Here is a 15,440-nt window from a genome sequence, read left to right on the forward strand (position 1 = left end):
CAGATGTAAATAATGATATGGTTCCAAATACTTTGAATTTGCCACATTAAAATGTGTAGATATTTAACTGATAACAGTTTTATCTAGCTTGCGACATCCTTTAGATCGATTATGTCTTCGTTCATTGTTGCCAATGGAAGTGAATCTACGATTCGTTCTGCTGCCGTATCACAGAAGTCGAGTCCTGAGTAGTCGGGATTAAGTCCACCTATAAAAGGTACGGCCATAATGTAAAGGTTGCTGATGATCTGTCCGTAAGGGTCCAAAGCCTGGAAAAGATCATTAATCTTCAGCCCGGGTAATTTTAAATAGTAGTTATCATTATAACCTTTGTAAACTTGTGCTTCGTCTTTTTCTTGCAATTCGATTGCATTCTGATTATCCCTAAAGTCAAGATATGCTGAACTTAATAACTTGGCCTTCTTAAGGCCTTCGAAAGGCAGGTCAGGTAAATTTAAAGGTCGTTGCCCAATAGCATCAATGAACATGGGGTAGTATTCCTCCATAGCTTCGTTATCCACGGAGGTGTAATGATAGACTGCTCCGGAATTTCCATTTGGTACCACGCGACTTTCTTGGTCCACTTGTACCAGGTCCAGCAGGCCTGCTTCGTACAATGCTATCAATTCTTTATATGATGACTGAGGAAGTGAAGCAATTATTACGGAGATCAGCGGCATCATTGTTTTTCTCAGACGGAGCATATCTTCGGCGGAAAAATGTTTGGCCGGGTAGTTCATGGCATAGCTGAAAGCTGCTAAAGTTTCTTTCCAACTGATGGATTGCTGGTGCTTGATCGATCTTTCAGCCTCCCTGTATTCGGCTTTGAAAAGATCAAAACTGTCCAGCGCTTTTCGGAGCTTCATCATTTCCGCGACAAATCCCTCCATATCTAGGTCCTTTATTTTGTCATAGAACGCAGGGTCTTTAGATTTCAGCGGGCATTTGAAATTGAGATCAAAAACATGATCGAGATCAACAAATCCACCGTTCTTACTTTTATAATTATAGATATCCTGCAGTGACATTACCCAAGAACTCGAATATGCTTCACCATCCGAGTGAAAACGAAGGGCCGGCAAGAACCCGCCCGTTGAAAATAATGTTATTTTAAACCGGTCGCATGCAGGGTTCAGATGATAGCTTAACAGGTCATCTTGACCGGTTTCAAAATTTCCATTGAGTCTTGATAATGTTTTAACAGCATCCACAGCAGTTAAAGAAGTGCCTCTGATCGCAACTGGACCGTTGAAAGGTGAAGTGAACTTCGAAGGCGGATAGGGAGAATCGTACCAGCCTTTGACTACATCCTCATAGGTTGTTGGCCAGTGGTGACCTGTACATACAACAATAATATCCGCTGGATGACGATCCTCAGTTTCAGTAATGATCTTATATGGTCGATCTGCAGCTGTCTCAATATCGACAACTCTGCAGTTGGTTCTGAAGACTACTTCCATACTTTTTTTTCTCAGGACCTTGATGTAATGGTCGAATAGATATTCCAAGTAGTTTCCCAGCAGCAGCCTGGGGATCACCTGATTGGGATTAAAGCTACCTTTGGCAAAGTAATCCGGATGTTCATTGGTCGGATGCTTGGTAATGTAGTCTTCAAAGCTGACAGCAAAATTTGGAAGTTCACTGGCAGAAACATTGGCGACATGTTCATTGTTCGAGCCACCTTTGCCATAAGGCATACCTACACCCAGTCGGTCATTCTTTTCAAATATGAGTATTGCGGAGACTGTATCATTACGCTCAGAAAGATGTTTTATCATCATTAGTGCGGCAGGTCCACCACCGATCAGCGCAATAGTTTTAGGATATATATTTTGCATCTGGTTTATTTCACAGCAGATATTCAAAATGTATTCCACAATTTCCACCAATATCCAGATCGAAGATGTTCTAATGTAAGGGATGAAAGACCTTCGCAATTCCACAAAGGTGGGATGACAGCTTACTCATTGGAAGAAAAGTTGGTCTATTGCCGTAACAGTTTATGCATCACCTATCGAACGATCGGATGGGAAACCATATTGTTATTTTGCGATCGTTCATAGAGGAGAAAAGATCCTGTCCGGAAAATTGGCACTGCATTCAAGAACTAGATCTGTCGATGCACATTTTATATTATTCAGAATTTATTTTAGGCTGCTTTTAAAATAGAACTGCAAACGGCAGGAGAGTAGGGTGTTTTAGAAACCTCGTAGAGTTGAAAAGGTTTACACATTAGAAAGGGTCGTGGTCTTTTGTGGATCAAAGACCTATAACAATTCTACATTCGCATATTGAATAGTATTGAAATGGAAATCAACTATCAGGACAAAGCGATTTATAATTCTCTTCCGGCAACCAATGCGCTAATTTCTTTGACCAAGATATTGACTTGCAAAGGCCTCTTCTTTTCATCAACGTCCAGCCTGTTATAAAAACCTGTTTTGACAATGATCAGATTCTTACCAGGAATTACTATAATGAATTGACCCAGAAAACCATAAAAAAATCTGCATTTCACCGGGCTATCGTCATCTGCCCAGATAGTGAATCCAAAAGCATCATTCTCTTCTGTGGGTGTCAGCATCTTGGCGCAGAAGTCTTTACCTATGATCTGCTGACCCTGCCATTTACCTTCCTGTAGAATAAGTTGGCCAATTTTCGCAAAATCTCGTGATGTTGCATGGATGCAGCAAAAAGCTTTTTCCATTCCCTTATTGTCAACACTCCATTTGGCGGCATATTCCATTTGCAAAGGCTTCCATAGCTTTTGCGAAAGATAGTCAGAGAGAGGCTTGCCAACTGCTCTTTTCAGTACAATTCCCAATACCTGTGCTGCCACACTTTGATATTCATACTTCTGCCCTGGCATTTCTTTGAATGCTACATTGAGCGCCTGCTCTTCAAGGTCTTCAACAAAATACTGTTTCGAATTCTCCGCAAAAGGATGATTATATTCTTCTTTCCAGTCATAACCCGCCTGCATGGTCATCAGGTGACGAATTGTCAAATGCTTTCCGTATGGATCATTTCGGTATTCGGGAATCAGGTCGGAGACCAATTGATTCTCTGACACAATGCTCCCATCTTTGATCGCACATCCGACCAATAAAGACAATATACCTTTGGCCATAGAAAAAGAGTTCATCAAAGAAGGCGGATGATGGTCTTTCCAATATTGTTCGAAGAACAGTTCATTATCTTTAATGACCAGTAACGAAGAAGCTCGGGTCTTTTTAAGCTCTTTTGTTAAAGTTTCTGTTAATATGGAAGAATTATATTGTGGATGTTTCCGCCAGGCTTTTGATGCGGCATTGGAAACAAGATGTGAAGGAAATTTCTCTTCATCATCGCTTGAAGGCGTAATTGGGCCAGGAGCGATATTCTTGGCAATGGCTTTAAAAATATAGTGGTATCCCGAGAGGTAGATCACAACTGCTGCAGCTCCTGCCGTAGCAAAAAATGCGACTAATTTTTTTTTCAAGGTCACAGATATTTAGATTCAGTGATTTCTCATTAAAATCATACCAAAACCTTTCAAAAGATAAAACATTATTTGTCTTTGTGATCGATCTAATTTGATTATATAAAAGTTGCAAAATTAAAATTTTTATAGAAATATGACTTGGTACACTTAGGTATATCGTCACCTATTTTTTTAATGATGATTTCTTCATACTATGTTTTTTCATACTTTTCATATATTGGATAGTCATATGGATACTGGATGTAGATGTTTTTGTCTTTAATTTTCAGCATCAAATAGTTTTTACTTTTTTTTCTCTCAGGATATAATATTTTAAAGTCTTTCTGCATTTTAGAGTCTTTATAGATTCCTTTTCGTTCTATTTTTTCGTTTTTTGAATTTACAAGTATAGTTCCTTCAATAAAATATTTTCCATCATAATAAAAGGTAATAAATTTCTCATTTAAAGTTTTTTCAAATTGGATATTCCCATCTTCATCATTTGTAGATATCTCGGTCAATTTCCATTTCCCTAAAATAATATCTTCCTTTTCGGTGCAAGACAGAAGTATCAAAAATATAAATAGTGGGTAATATCTTTTCATATTCCTTTTTTCATTTTAATGGAATCAAAACCGCTCATTATTACGAGCGGTTCTGATTATGGACAACATCACTTTTTAATTATTTTAAAAGTTTTGGTTGTTCCATCCATTAATCTAGCATTTACAATGTATACACCAGGTAATAATTTTGAAACATCAAGTCTGGTATCTTTGCTATTGAAAGTTTTAGAAATTGCTTTTTGACCTGCAAAGTTAAATACCTCTATTGAAACAATATTTTTATTAGCATATACCGAAAGATCATCATTAACTGGATTTGGATAATATGTTAATCCGGTCTTGGAGAAATTTTCATTAGTTGATAACTCATCAGATATACAAATTCCATTTAATGAATAAACAAATTCGTTTTCTCCTTCTATAAGGTGCCATTCAGAATTATTGTCATTAAGTGCTGCACCGGCAAGTCCCAATGGTCCAAGTGTTGTAGACTCCCAGCCCAAAGCATCTGATTCTATTTCCATCCAATATTTACCTTCTGTAAAAGTTACTGGTGAGTCTAACTTAACATTATAACGGTGGAAATAATATTCAAAATTAAGACCTGTAACCTCATCGTGATCTATAGATCCGTTCTGTGTATTGATAATTTCACCTGGAAGGCCATTATTATCTTTGTAGAAAGTAAATTTGAAACTTGTCGCATAATTAATTACTGTTGGTTGGACAGAATTAATAGTAAAGTTGCTGCCAGAAGGTACATCGATATCAACGGCAAGTCTTTGATTAGAATCTCCAGCAAATACAAAACCATCTTCAAGATCATTTGAAATAACCTCTTTTTTACAGGCATTTGGATCAAGTACAGTTACCTCAAATAATCCAAAAGTTTGAGGGGAATTTATGAGTGAGGCCTTAATTATGATTTTACCTTCTTTAACCCCAGTTACTATGCCAGTAGAGTTAATTATTCCAGAATCACCAGACTCTATAGCCCAACTGATTTCATTTAGCGGGTTTCCATTGGATGTAGCTTTAAGTGCTAAAGTCTGACCTATAAGCAAATTAGCGGTTCCACCATCCACGGTGCTGATTTTAACTGGCATGGGAACACAGTTTCCTGAAAGGTGATAAACAGCATTAAAACCTCCATTAATATCGAATTTAACCCAACCATTACCGTCATTTCTGTTAACATGGAAGAAGTTCCCTAATGTATCATTTGTGGAAATATTCCAGAAAATATTTTCGGAATTTTGGGATGTAGCCTCAGGGCTGATCCAATATGTCCCTTCATCAAAATATATATTTTCGTTAAGGTCTAAGAATCGCCAAAACGAGTGGAGACCATAACGCACGGCCTGAATTGATTTTCTTCAATGAACTTTGTGAAATGCTGGCCGCTGAGTTTGGTTATGATTCTTCCTAAAATATAATATCCTGTCTGATTGTAACTGAATTTGTCTCCGGGACTAAATTCCATTGGTAATTTTCTTACCATTTCCCAGTTGCGATTTTCATCACCATTCCCCAATACCTGTTCTTTTTCGTCTATATTATTAGGAAGACCGGAAGTATTGCTTAAAAGCTGATCGATCCTTATAGATTTCCATTCGTCAGGAATGTCGTCAATGTATATGGATATCGGATCCTTTACGTTTAATTTACCCTGTTCCTGCAACTGCATTATTGCTACCCCTACAAAAGCTTTGGTCATAGAATTAATCGAAAAGGTTGTTCCTGAACTTGTTGCTACCTGATGTTCCAGGCTTGCAAGACCGTAATTTTGAAGTTTATCAATTTTTCCATTCCGTATAATTGCCAACTGAAGACCAGGAATGTTCGACTGTACCATTTTTTGTTTGATGAATATATCAATACTGTCTGTGGTGTTTTGAGCAGTCAGTTGTTTTGAAGATAATACTGCAAACAGAAGTGACATAAGTTTTATGATCCGAAATGACTTTTTCATCTGAAATATTTAGTGGTTATTTATACTAATGACAATCGTAATAATCAATCTGTTACATTATATCATTATTCTTACGACGATGACATCGATCTGAGCCAAATAATAGACTGAAAGAGATTGAAGAGAATTGATTATTGTGTAAATTTGATAGCTGATCACTAATTATTAGAATATGTTAAGAAGCTTAGGTGTTTTTTCAGATTTTGAACTACAATTGTTTAATCAAAATATTGAAGTCAAAACCGTTGAAAAAAATGAGATTCTTCTTTCTGAAGGTGAAATTTCAAAATCGATTTTCTTTATCAAAGCCGGAGCTCTTTTTCAAGTCCAGAAGATAGATGATGAAGAAAAGATTATCGATCTAAATATTCAGAATGATTGGGTTTTCAGTTTTGATAGTTTGACGAATCAAATTCCATCCAATACAATGATAAAGGCATTTGCTAAATCTGAAATTGTAGAGCTAAATCTGGAAAACTTACATAAACTGATCTCGATTTCTCAAAACTTTTTGCAACTTAACAAGATCTTCAATTCGTTGTCTGCTAAAATCCATATTTATGACAGCAATTTGAATCCGAGTGAAAAGTATAATTACCTGCTTAACAACAAACCTCAGATCATTAAAATTTTTCCTTTGAATATGATAGCTTCCTATTTGAAAATGCGCCAGGAAACTTTGAGCCGGGTAAGAGCTAATGTGTTTTTTTGATTTCAATCAAGTGTTGCTTCAAGATTAATTATAGAAATTTGAAAGAAAAAAAATGATTACTGATATTATTGCAAAATTGCCAATGAGGCAAAAAGAATTGACTTCAGATTTTTATAAGAAATTAGGTTTTACGGTTTTCGGAAATGAATTTGATCATTACTTAATGTTACAGAAAGATGATCTGCAATTGCATTTTTTTGAATTTAAAAACCTTGTTCCGGACGAAAACTATGGACAGATTTATATCCGTACAACATCCATTGAAAATTTGTACAATAGTTTCATCGAAAATAAAGTTCCAATACATTCCAATGGAAATTTAGCGGAAAAACCTTGGGGACAAAAAGAATTCTCCATTCTTGACCCCGATAATAATTTGATAACTTTTGGAGAAACACTGAATTAAAAAGGTCTATATATTAATTATGCGAATAGCTTTTACAGGCTCCCATAGAGTCGGAAAAACAACTTTGGCGGAAGAGATTGCTGATAGTTTACCTTATTACGAATTTATAAATGAACCTTACTTACAACTTGAGGAGGAAGGATATCTATTTTCAGAGATACCGACATTGGACGATTATATTGAGCAATTCAATTTTTCTGTAGAACAGCTACAGAATAGTGGAGACAATGTGATTTTTGACCGTTGTCCATCAGACCTTTTGGCGTATGTCTATGCGGTTGGTAAAAAGAAAAATATATCCGATCTCTACGAAGAGATGACCACGGCAATTGCTGAGATTGACCTTTTGATTTTTATCCCCATAGAAAAAGTCGATCTAATAGGTTGTCAGGGATCGGATCTGCCGAATCTAAGACAAGAAGTAAATGATATTTTAGAAGACTGGATCGGAGATTTCAGCAACGAAATTTTGGAAGTAAGCGGAACTTTAGAGAACCGGAAAAAGCAAATATTGGATAAGATAACTAATATGGCAAAATAGAACCTTATTTACACTCTTATTCTCTATTTGTAATATTTGGTCGCGACTACTTTTCAATTACGTTTTCTTTCTGTAATTTCACTGCATTGAAAATGTATTAGCCTCGTTTGGTTGAAACTGGACCTTTCCTTCATTTTTGCCCGCACTTCTAAAAATAGTTAATTGAGCAAAAAATTGACGATGGGTAATTTCGTACGCTATAATTCACTTTTTCTCTATTCGGCTTCTTTAAATAACTATATTTGAATTTGAAACCTTCAAAAACAAATAGTTATGAGCATATAATGTAGATTTGAACGCCTATCGGAAGTCTCCTTCTGGCACTTTGTCAATTCTTTTTCCATTATCTGCAAGCTAATACAAATTCTATACACATCTGAAATGATAAGATCGATCAGCTTTTTGAGTCTAATACTATTACTGAACTCCTGCATTTCATCTAAAGGTATTTTTATTGAGAATCCACAAAATAATGACAATGAAAATCCTTATAATTATGATAATAAAATATATTTATCCAATAGAGAATACTTTTATACTTATCAGATAGTTAAAGGAAATGATACGTTGAAATATAAAATTGACAATGACAGTATTTTTTCATTATTAAAATATGATTCAAAAGATGATAAAGCAATTGATCTGTTGAGTATCAAAACACTGAAAACAAAAGGTCCGATATTCCAAGACCACCCGGATTATAGCCAGACAGAAATTATTTTATCTCATTTAAATTCTGAAAAGAAAACAATAACCAGTGAACTTACCGGTGTTATAGAAAATAATACGAATGTCTGGTTGCATCCTTTCAGAATGAATGCTTTCCAAATATTACAATTTTCGCCATTTCCATACGTAAAACCTAATGAGTCTAAAAAATACAAATGGAATTTAAAAATTGGTGAACATTGGAACGAATTAAAAGATATTACCTGGAAAGGTAAATTGAACCTGAAATGTGTTTATGAAAACACGCTAAAAGATAAAAAGATCATATTACCATTCGGTACCATAAATACAATTGAGACAAGATCGAGTTGTTCCTCAAAAATTGGAGAAACTTTTTTAATATCGTATTTCAATGAACAATTGGGATTTGTTCGTTTACAATATTTACTTCCTAAAGATGAAAAAATTATAATTAGCTTGGAAAAGATTGAGAATAGATAAAGCCAGTAGCTAACAAGGGTTATTGTAAAACCACTGAAACTTGAATAAGGATGCCATTCAAAAAATTAAGTAGATCATCAATTATATTTTTTGTGTTTTTTATTTTTTCAAAGACTGAAGCACAGACAGATAGCAGCTTCAGTATTAGGAAACTCGTGCAATCATCTGACGAATTCTTTAATAAGAATCTGCTGCAAAACAAAAACATCGTTGGTATAAGTGCTGCCATCATCGTCAATGATTCAGTGATCTGGTCAAACGGATTTGGATACGCAGACAAATTGAACAAAGTACCCATGACAACCAATACGGTTGTCAATATGGGCTCAATAACCAAAACATTTACTTCGTTAAGCGTGATGCAGCTTCAGCAAAAAGGATCATTAAATATAAACGATCCATTAAACAGCTATCTGACCGATTTCAGACCTAAAACAAAAAATATTGACATAAAGGATATTACGATAAGATCCGTTCTTACCCACACATCAGGTATTCAACCCGACATATGGAAGAATTCAGATCTGAGATCTGGAAAGTACACCGACGTGTTAGATTATATCAATAATACCTATATTACCTATCCGCCAGGTATGGTAGGTTTATATTCAAATGCAGGTTATAATATTTTAGGAACTTTGGTGAAAGCAGTAAGCAAACAAGATTATGCGGACTATGTCCATCAAAATATTTTTGCCCCGCTTGGAATGAGCCGATCCGGATTTGCAATGGATAGTTTACCATATCGTTCGAAGATCTATCTTGGTGGAAATGAAGTGGAAGAATATGAATTGCGGGATATTGCATCCGGCGGGATCTATACCAACATCAATGACTTTTCCAAATATGCGATCGAACTGATGAAAGCCTATAACGAAGAAAGTTCTTCGATAATAGATTCCCCAACTATTCGTGAAATGTTTTCACTGCAAAACCAAAATGTACCTATTGAAAGTAATAAAAAAGGGTTAGGCTGGTTTATGTTTAAGAATGATTCCAATTTTGCTGTGTATCACGCAGGAAGTGCCGGATTTGCACAAGCAAAACTGCTATTGATTCCCAAAAGTAAATTTGCGGTAATTGTAATGACAAACTCAGCAGAAGGTGGCGCTATTGCAGAAGAATTTTGTTTCAGTTTCCTGAACAAGTACCAATTGAGTATCAGCGACCTGTTTCCTGCTCCCATAACAGGAAAGATCCATAGTTCTTCAACTCCGATCAGATTATCCCGACACAGCCTGAAAAGGTATCTAGGTAATTATGCTCAAGACGAAGGTTATATAAAGGTCATTTTAGAAAAAGACCGTCTTAGGCTTATTGATGGGGAAAGACAATATTTTCTCACTCCTTTATCGAGGGATGAATTTCTGCCTGTTGAAATATTTCCAAATGATAGCTTAGTGGAAAGGAGCAACAAAAGATTTGTTTTCAAGAAAGTTAACAACGAAAATTTTTTATTTCAAAGAATTGGAGATCGTGAGTACGAATCCGGACTGAAACTCAAAAACGTTGATCGCTCTGTGTGGGAGAATAAAACTGGAAAATACAGGCATTTCGGATATCAAATGCTGATTGGCGATACAAAATTCAAAGAAGTTGAAATTTATATATCGGAAGACAACGTTTTGATGATGAAGCTTACAACATTTGGTAGTATAAGACATATACCTTTACGTATAATAACACATGATCACACTGTTACTTGTGGCATAAATGCGGGTTTTGGAGGATTTAATGTTAGCTTCTCTGAAAAAGACGATCAAAAAGTGGTTGACTTTGCAGGTTTGACATTTAGAAAGGACAGATGAAATAGTAACAGCTAGTATTGCATATGTTCACAAAGGTGATAGACAACTTTGACGCAAGAGATTACACGGTAAACATTTGTGTGAAGACCATTTTCATTTCAGTTCATTTCTGGCATTATTTTATAAACAATAATGATAAAGATAGTAAATGAAAGATTTGTTATTTGAAAATTGGGAAAAGCTTGGACAGGTCGCATTGATGACGACTGCCTCTTTTGTTATCCTATTCCTTTTCATCAGGATCTCAGGAAAAAGGACACTGGCTAAGTTCAACGCTTTTGATTTTGTGGTCACGGTCGCTCTAGGTTCCACATTGGCCTATATGATGCTTGCGATGGTCCCATTGGCAGAAGGTGTAATGGTGTTATTTCTTATAATAGCTTTACAATACCTGTTCGCGAAATTGGCCAGTACATCCGATAAGATGGAACACCTGATCAATTCCTCTCCACGCTTACTGTTCTATAAGGGCAAATACCTCAAAGACAATATGAACACCGAGGCCATAACAGTTGATGAGATCTACGCTGTAGTACGTCAGGCAGGAATTGAAAGCTTAGATGATGTTTTGGCAGTTGTCATCGAGCTAAATAGAGAGATCAGTGTCATCAAAAGATCGGATACCCCAGGTGGTAAAAGTTCTTTAGAGGATCTTGATATCACCGACGGTCAGTAAAACATGTAGGATAAATGCTCTGTACGAAGTAATATCTTTATGAAACAATTTGATTCTTATATTTAGTAATTTTTACTTCACTAAAAAATCATTGCAGTAGGGACTATTTTGAAAATCTATTTTGGCAATTATATACTTTAGTCTACCAAATCAAAAAATAGAATTCTACATATCAAAATTCAATCTAAATTGTTTATATCTCGTCGTAAACGTGATGTTTTAGATAAATGCTATAACTGGTACATTTAAGTATATTGTCACCTAAGTTGTTACATTTAAATGTATGTTTGCCGATAAGAATAGAAAATATTAGATTTTGTTTTTCAAGACTGGTTCAGTACAATCAATATAGATCCGTACACTATGCTTTTCTTTATTTTGTATTGAAGAAGTGATGTTAGATCATAATCACAGATCTGGGGGTACAACTCCCAAATAAAATGTCAATAGAATATATAACATTAATATTCATGGTGAAACTGCCGGTATTTGTGACAGAATATATTTCGTCCGCAAATGGGAGGCCTTCGCATCGGAATACACTTTTTGTAAATTTTTTCCTTTATACAATTGGTAAACAGGATTGCCATTATCATCAAAGATAAGCCTTTCCACAGATTGTATTTCTTTTGGAATATTTCCGCCAAACCAAACTTCATCAGGTTTTTGCTGCCAGGTAACTTCATACAAAACCGCATTTTTCCTGTATTGTACCGAATCTATTTTCATTGCATCTTCGAAAGCCACTGAATTACCATATAATGTAGACATTGTTTTCTCTTTAGTCTGAATGGATGATGTAATAGGTTGAAGCAACAACGGATTTTCTTTCAGATCGCCCTGATTTTCGATGGAAGCTTCCTTATTGATGGCCTGTATATTTTCTTTCTGACATGAAGATAATATCCATAGAAGTAAGCTATAAAGCACTATATTTTTCATTTTTGCTGGATTTTTTTAAGTTGAGTAATAAGATATAAAGGTGAGGTAAATGTATGATCCCTGTTGTCCATGGGTTTGTGACATTCGATACATTCCTTATCAAAATCCGGCATATCACCATAAGGTTTCAGATCCATTCCTTTCCATCTTCCCCAACCCCAACCTTTGGTTTTTACATATTTTCGGGAATCTTTTACCATCAGTTCGACCTGTACAAAATCACCTATAGTTATATTCCCGTCGGCATTCACATTTGATTTCCATGCAGCTTTTGCGAGAATGGTTCCATCCGGCCAGGGATTGATATTTCCATTATCAATAACTTTTACAGCTACCTCATTTCCGTAAATGATCCTCAACGTCCCATTATCGAAACGATCGGTTGTACTGATCGCTTTCCAGTTTCTGAAACCCGGAATATAAGCCAATCCGTTAGGTGAGTTTTTGACTTTTTGGTTGAATTTAATCTTATCCTTTGCAGAATTGGAAGAGCTTTCCGATGGTTTTCTGGCAGTTAGGGATAACGCATATTGTTTCAGGATCTGAAGATCATTTTCTGATAATCTTGCAGAAGAATGAATGGCGGTATATTCCGGAAGAGGCATTTCTCCTGAAAGAATTTTGTTGACAGCATAATAGATTGTAGAATTTTGCTGCGGTTTCGGCAGATCATTGAATTTGGAAAAGTCCAGTGCATTTCTGCCTTCACGGATATGAAAAGCCACCAGGTAATTGGCAGGGGTGATCTTGTTATACCAACGCCAGTCGGTCTGCGAAGAATGACAGTCGAAACAGGAATGTTGTAAAATGGCATTTACATTTTTCGGAACACCTGCAAGCGGTTTCATTGGAATTCCTTTATGAATTTCTTCCGGACGGAAAAACTGAATCATAATAAAAACGGCCAATAAAGCAATGATAATTTTATTGTATACCTTCATACACTCAATTTTTAAATGTTGAAACAAAGTTACTGCAAATCAATACTTTTCATTATGGTCAAATCGGTGAAAAGGTAAAATTAAGTCTTAAAAAGGAATTTTAAAGGCTGAATGGTCAATGCAATTTGTACAAAAAACGTAATTTAGATTCATTAATATTTTAAAAAGTGAAAAGAGACCAATTGTATCTGCTGACTTTCATTACCATTAGCATTTTAATTTTAATATGCAGTTTCTTTTCTTTTCGTTATCTGTACCAATCCTCAAAAAACAATTTGCTAAGCAGCAAGCTAGAATCCGGAAAGCGGGAATCTCGTGAAGTGGGAAAACTTTTGGAACTGCAACTGAGAGAAGGGATTTCTCCTGAAAAAGTAATCCAAAACCTGCAGAACAGTATTGTCAATACTGATACACAAAGTGGTTTCATTTGTATGTACAACACAAAAGGAATCGAGCTTTGTCATCCGGATCCTGCTCTGATTGGTCAGAAAATAGATGGAAATAATTCCGGATTTCTTTCGGAAAATAATATGTTTGCTAAATTCAGCGATATCCTGACAGAAGGAAAAGGAAATTCTGGAATCCGGAATTTTCCTGAATCTAAGAACCGAAGTTCCGAGATCGTGAGTGTTTATCCTGTTTCGGGAAGCAACTGGATGCTCGCTTCTCATGCCAATATAGAAGTCCTGAACCAGGAAATTTCGGCTTTGTATAAAAATTTTCTACTGACCTTTTTGGTAACTTCTTTTCTTCTTTTAGGGATAAGCTTTTTTGTGATCCGGTTGATCTATCAAAACTTCGAAAAAGAAAAAAATAGAGAAATCAATAATTTAAATCTCGAAGTCAATACACTTTCTGCTTTGAATCAGCAGCTGAAGCACCAGCAGGAAAAATTAATGTTGATTCCGGAAAAAAGTTCTGATGAAGATGCAGGAATACAATCCATCAGAAAACGCATCAACATCTATCATAAGGACGAGCTTATCTCTCTGGAAGTTTCTGATATTTCATACTTTGCAATAGAAGATAATTCGGTGATGATATGTACCACCGGAAACAGAAAATACTATTCTGCAACAAGTCTTATGAGGTTGGAAAAACCTTGGAAACAGAGCATTTTTATAGGGCAAACCGTCAATTTATCATTAATATCAAAGCGATTAAAAGCATTCTGATCTACAGGAAAAATCAGCTGAAGATCGTCATTGAGCCGGAACCGGAAGAGGATATCATCATCAGTAAAAATAAAGTCTCCGGCTTCAAAAAGTGGTTGGAACAATAAAAAATGGAATTCAGATTACTCGTTTTTTATACCGTTGCCCGGTTGCTGAGCTTTTCTAAAGCATCGGAAGAGCTTTTCATAAGCCAGCCAGCGGTTACCAAACACATCAAAGAATTGGAAGCCAGATATAAAGTTGCGCTTTTTGAAAGAAGCGGAAATCGTAATGTAAGGCTTACCGAAGCCGGAAAACTCCTGCTAGATTATGCAGAAAAAATGCAGAAACTTTCCCGTGAAGTGAGTTTTGAAATAAGTCATCTTTCGCAAAATTTCCGTGGTGAACTGAGAATTGGAGCAAGCTCCACGATTTCGCAATATGTGATGCCTCGGTTTTTGGCAAAATTTCATCAGAAATTCCCGGAAATCAAAATTCGTATGACAACAGGGAACAGTTCGGAAATTCAACAATCACTGTTAAAGAAGGAAATTAATCTCGGAATTATTGAGGATTCAGGGAAAATTCCGGAAGTCCGTTATGAAGATTTTCTGGAAGACGAAATCGTATTGATTGGAAAAAACTTTGGCACCGGAATTTCTAAAGAAACCATTTCTGTAAAAAAACTTATGGATTATCCATTGGTTCTGCGCGAAAACGGTTCGGGAACATTAGAGGTTATTGCAGAATATCTGCTCAATAATCAAATCAAAATTTCACAGTTACAACCGGAAATGCAGTTGGGAAGCACAGAAGCCATCAAAAATTATGTGCTGGAAAGCGATTGTCTGGCAATGGTTTCCATACATTCCATATTGAAGGAACTGAAAGAAAACACCCTGAAAATTATTGAACTGAAAGAAGGGAAAATCCTTCGGAAATTCAGATTTATCGAACTGCATGGCCAAAATGATGCATTGTCCAATTTTTTCAAAAACTATCTCAAGAGTTAATGTTTTTTAATAACTTCTGGTTATCGAATATAATTATTTACGATAAAATTCATCAATTATGATTATGGAAATTTGC

At 35.7% G+C, this 15,440-nt stretch carries 17 protein-coding genes; 10 read left to right on the plus strand and 7 right to left on the minus strand.

What is annotated here, in order from left to right; all coding sequences use genetic code 11:
* Window positions 1-83: 83 nt before the first annotated feature.
* A complete protein-coding gene (locus BLT30_RS06970) occupies window positions 84-1,781 on the minus strand; it encodes an FAD/NAD(P)-binding protein (protein ID WP_317040520.1) in 1,698 nt (565 codons plus the stop codon).
* Between BLT30_RS06970 and BLT30_RS18340 the strand changes: the two genes are divergently transcribed.
* Window positions 1,729-1,917, plus strand: coding sequence for a hypothetical protein (locus BLT30_RS18340; protein WP_245707142.1), 189 nt, complete (start codon window positions 1,729-1,731; stop codon window positions 1,915-1,917). The two genes, BLT30_RS06970 and BLT30_RS18340, sit on opposite strands and share 53 nt — an antisense overlap.
* Before the next feature lie 418 nt (window positions 1,918-2,335).
* On the opposite strand, the gene BLT30_RS06975 is transcribed toward BLT30_RS18340, so the two are convergent.
* The 4 genes from BLT30_RS06975 to BLT30_RS06990 all read right to left on the minus strand — a co-directional run bounded on the left by BLT30_RS06975 (window position 2,336) and on the right by BLT30_RS06990 (window position 6,001).
* Entirely contained in the window at window positions 2,336-3,481 is a 1,146-nt protein-coding gene (locus tag BLT30_RS06975; RefSeq protein WP_175487140.1) for a serine hydrolase domain-containing protein, read from the minus strand.
* 194 nt (window positions 3,482-3,675) lie between these two features.
* Window positions 3,676-4,068: a hypothetical protein gene (locus tag BLT30_RS06980; protein ID WP_089872677.1), complete on the minus strand. Its 393-nt coding sequence runs from the start codon at window positions 4,066-4,068 to the stop codon at window positions 3,676-3,678.
* A gap of 68 nt (window positions 4,069-4,136) precedes the next feature.
* Entirely contained in the window at window positions 4,137-5,387 is a 1,251-nt protein-coding gene (locus tag BLT30_RS06985) for a T9SS type A sorting domain-containing protein (protein ID WP_089872680.1), read from the minus strand.
* Window positions 5,351-6,001 (minus strand): serine hydrolase domain-containing protein, encoded by a 651-nt coding sequence (locus BLT30_RS06990; RefSeq protein ID WP_089872682.1) that lies wholly within the window; start codon window positions 5,999-6,001, stop codon window positions 5,351-5,353. The genes BLT30_RS06985 and BLT30_RS06990 overlap by 37 nt, the downstream gene beginning before the upstream one ends.
* 172 nt (window positions 6,002-6,173) lie before the next feature.
* On the opposite strand from BLT30_RS06990, the gene BLT30_RS06995 reads away from it, so the two are divergent.
* The 6 genes from BLT30_RS06995 (at window position 6,174) to BLT30_RS07020 (ending at window position 11,314) form a co-directional block, all read left to right on the plus strand.
* Window positions 6,174-6,713, plus strand: a complete 540-nt coding sequence (locus tag BLT30_RS06995; RefSeq protein ID WP_089872684.1) for a Crp/Fnr family transcriptional regulator — start codon at window positions 6,174-6,176, stop codon at window positions 6,711-6,713.
* 52 nt (window positions 6,714-6,765) lie between these two features.
* Window positions 6,766-7,119 (plus strand): bleomycin resistance protein, encoded by a 354-nt coding sequence (locus tag BLT30_RS07000; protein ID WP_089872686.1) that lies wholly within the window; start codon window positions 6,766-6,768, stop codon window positions 7,117-7,119.
* A gap of 19 nt (window positions 7,120-7,138) precedes the next feature.
* Complete coding sequence (locus BLT30_RS07005) at window positions 7,139-7,660, plus strand: AAA family ATPase (RefSeq protein ID WP_089872688.1); 522 nt, start codon at window positions 7,139-7,141, stop codon at window positions 7,658-7,660.
* Window positions 7,661-8,041: 381 nt separating this feature from the next.
* A complete protein-coding gene (locus tag BLT30_RS07010; RefSeq protein ID WP_089872690.1) occupies window positions 8,042-8,830 on the plus strand; it encodes a hypothetical protein in 789 nt (262 codons plus the stop codon).
* A 155-nt stretch (window positions 8,831-8,985) separates the two neighbouring features.
* On the plus strand, window positions 8,986-10,638 hold the full coding sequence (locus tag BLT30_RS07015) for a serine hydrolase domain-containing protein (RefSeq protein WP_175487141.1): 1,653 nt from the start codon (window positions 8,986-8,988) through the stop codon (window positions 10,636-10,638).
* Between the two features lie 148 nt (window positions 10,639-10,786).
* On the plus strand, window positions 10,787-11,314 hold the full coding sequence (locus tag BLT30_RS07020) for a DUF421 domain-containing protein (protein WP_089872694.1): 528 nt from the start codon (window positions 10,787-10,789) through the stop codon (window positions 11,312-11,314).
* A 468-nt stretch (window positions 11,315-11,782) separates the two neighbouring features.
* Here BLT30_RS07020 and BLT30_RS07025 read toward each other — a convergent pair whose 3' ends face one another.
* Together BLT30_RS07025 and BLT30_RS07030 are read right to left on the minus strand one after the other, a co-directional pair.
* Entirely contained in the window at window positions 11,783-12,256 is a 474-nt protein-coding gene (locus BLT30_RS07025) for a hypothetical protein (RefSeq protein ID WP_089872696.1), read from the minus strand.
* Window positions 12,253-13,197, minus strand: a complete 945-nt coding sequence (locus BLT30_RS07030; protein ID WP_089872698.1) for a heme-binding domain-containing protein — start codon at window positions 13,195-13,197, stop codon at window positions 12,253-12,255. The genes BLT30_RS07025 and BLT30_RS07030 overlap by 4 nt, the downstream gene beginning before the upstream one ends.
* Before the next feature lie 167 nt (window positions 13,198-13,364).
* On the opposite strand from BLT30_RS07030, the gene BLT30_RS18345 reads away from it, so the two are divergent.
* From BLT30_RS18345 to BLT30_RS07040, 3 genes are read left to right on the plus strand one after another with little or no spacing between them, the layout of a single operon-like run.
* The gene (locus BLT30_RS18345; protein ID WP_245707133.1) at window positions 13,365-14,372 is read left to right on the plus strand and encodes a LytTR family transcriptional regulator; all 1,008 of its coding nucleotides are present in this window, start codon (window positions 13,365-13,367) and stop codon (window positions 14,370-14,372) included.
* Window positions 14,300-14,479 (plus strand): LytTR family transcriptional regulator DNA-binding domain-containing protein, encoded by a 180-nt coding sequence (locus BLT30_RS18470; RefSeq protein ID WP_394332191.1) that lies wholly within the window; start codon window positions 14,300-14,302, stop codon window positions 14,477-14,479. Before BLT30_RS18345 ends, BLT30_RS18470 begins: the two co-directional genes overlap by 73 nt.
* A gap of 3 nt (window positions 14,480-14,482) precedes the next feature.
* Window positions 14,483-15,364: a LysR family transcriptional regulator gene (locus BLT30_RS07040; RefSeq protein WP_089872702.1), complete on the plus strand. Its 882-nt coding sequence runs from the start codon at window positions 14,483-14,485 to the stop codon at window positions 15,362-15,364.
* The last annotated feature ends 76 nt before the right edge of the window (window positions 15,365-15,440 follow it).

The sequence above is a fragment of the Epilithonimonas hungarica genome, from assembly GCF_900102265.1.
Taxonomy (GTDB): Bacteria; Bacteroidota; Bacteroidia; order Flavobacteriales; family Weeksellaceae; genus Epilithonimonas; species Epilithonimonas hungarica.

Bases quoted from the DNA above. Each gene is read 5' to 3' on its own strand.
- BLT30_RS18340 (WP_245707142.1), top strand. From the start codon at position 1,729: ATGAGTATTGCGGAGACTGTATCATTACGCTCAGAAAGATGTTTTATC.
- BLT30_RS06970 (WP_317040520.1), bottom strand. From the start codon at position 1,781: ATGATGATAAAACATCTTTCTGAGCGTAATGATACAGTCTCCGCAATA.
- BLT30_RS06980 (WP_089872677.1), bottom strand. From the start codon at position 4,068: ATGAAAAGATATTACCCACTATTTATATTTTTGATACTTCTGTCTTGC.
- BLT30_RS06990 (WP_089872682.1), bottom strand. From the start codon at position 6,001: ATGAAAAAGTCATTTCGGATCATAAAACTTATGTCACTTCTGTTTGCA.
- BLT30_RS06995 (WP_089872684.1), top strand. From the start codon at position 6,174: ATGTTAAGAAGCTTAGGTGTTTTTTCAGATTTTGAACTACAATTGTTT.
- BLT30_RS07000 (WP_089872686.1), top strand. From the start codon at position 6,766: ATGATTACTGATATTATTGCAAAATTGCCAATGAGGCAAAAAGAATTG.
- BLT30_RS07005 (WP_089872688.1), top strand. From the start codon at position 7,139: ATGCGAATAGCTTTTACAGGCTCCCATAGAGTCGGAAAAACAACTTTG.
- BLT30_RS07010 (WP_089872690.1), top strand. From the start codon at position 8,042: ATGATAAGATCGATCAGCTTTTTGAGTCTAATACTATTACTGAACTCC.
- BLT30_RS07020 (WP_089872694.1), top strand. From the start codon at position 10,787: ATGAAAGATTTGTTATTTGAAAATTGGGAAAAGCTTGGACAGGTCGCA.
- BLT30_RS07025 (WP_089872696.1), bottom strand. From the start codon at position 12,256: ATGAAAAATATAGTGCTTTATAGCTTACTTCTATGGATATTATCTTCA.
- BLT30_RS07030 (WP_089872698.1), bottom strand. From the start codon at position 13,197: ATGAAGGTATACAATAAAATTATCATTGCTTTATTGGCCGTTTTTATT.
- BLT30_RS07040 (WP_089872702.1), top strand. From the start codon at position 14,483: ATGGAATTCAGATTACTCGTTTTTTATACCGTTGCCCGGTTGCTGAGC.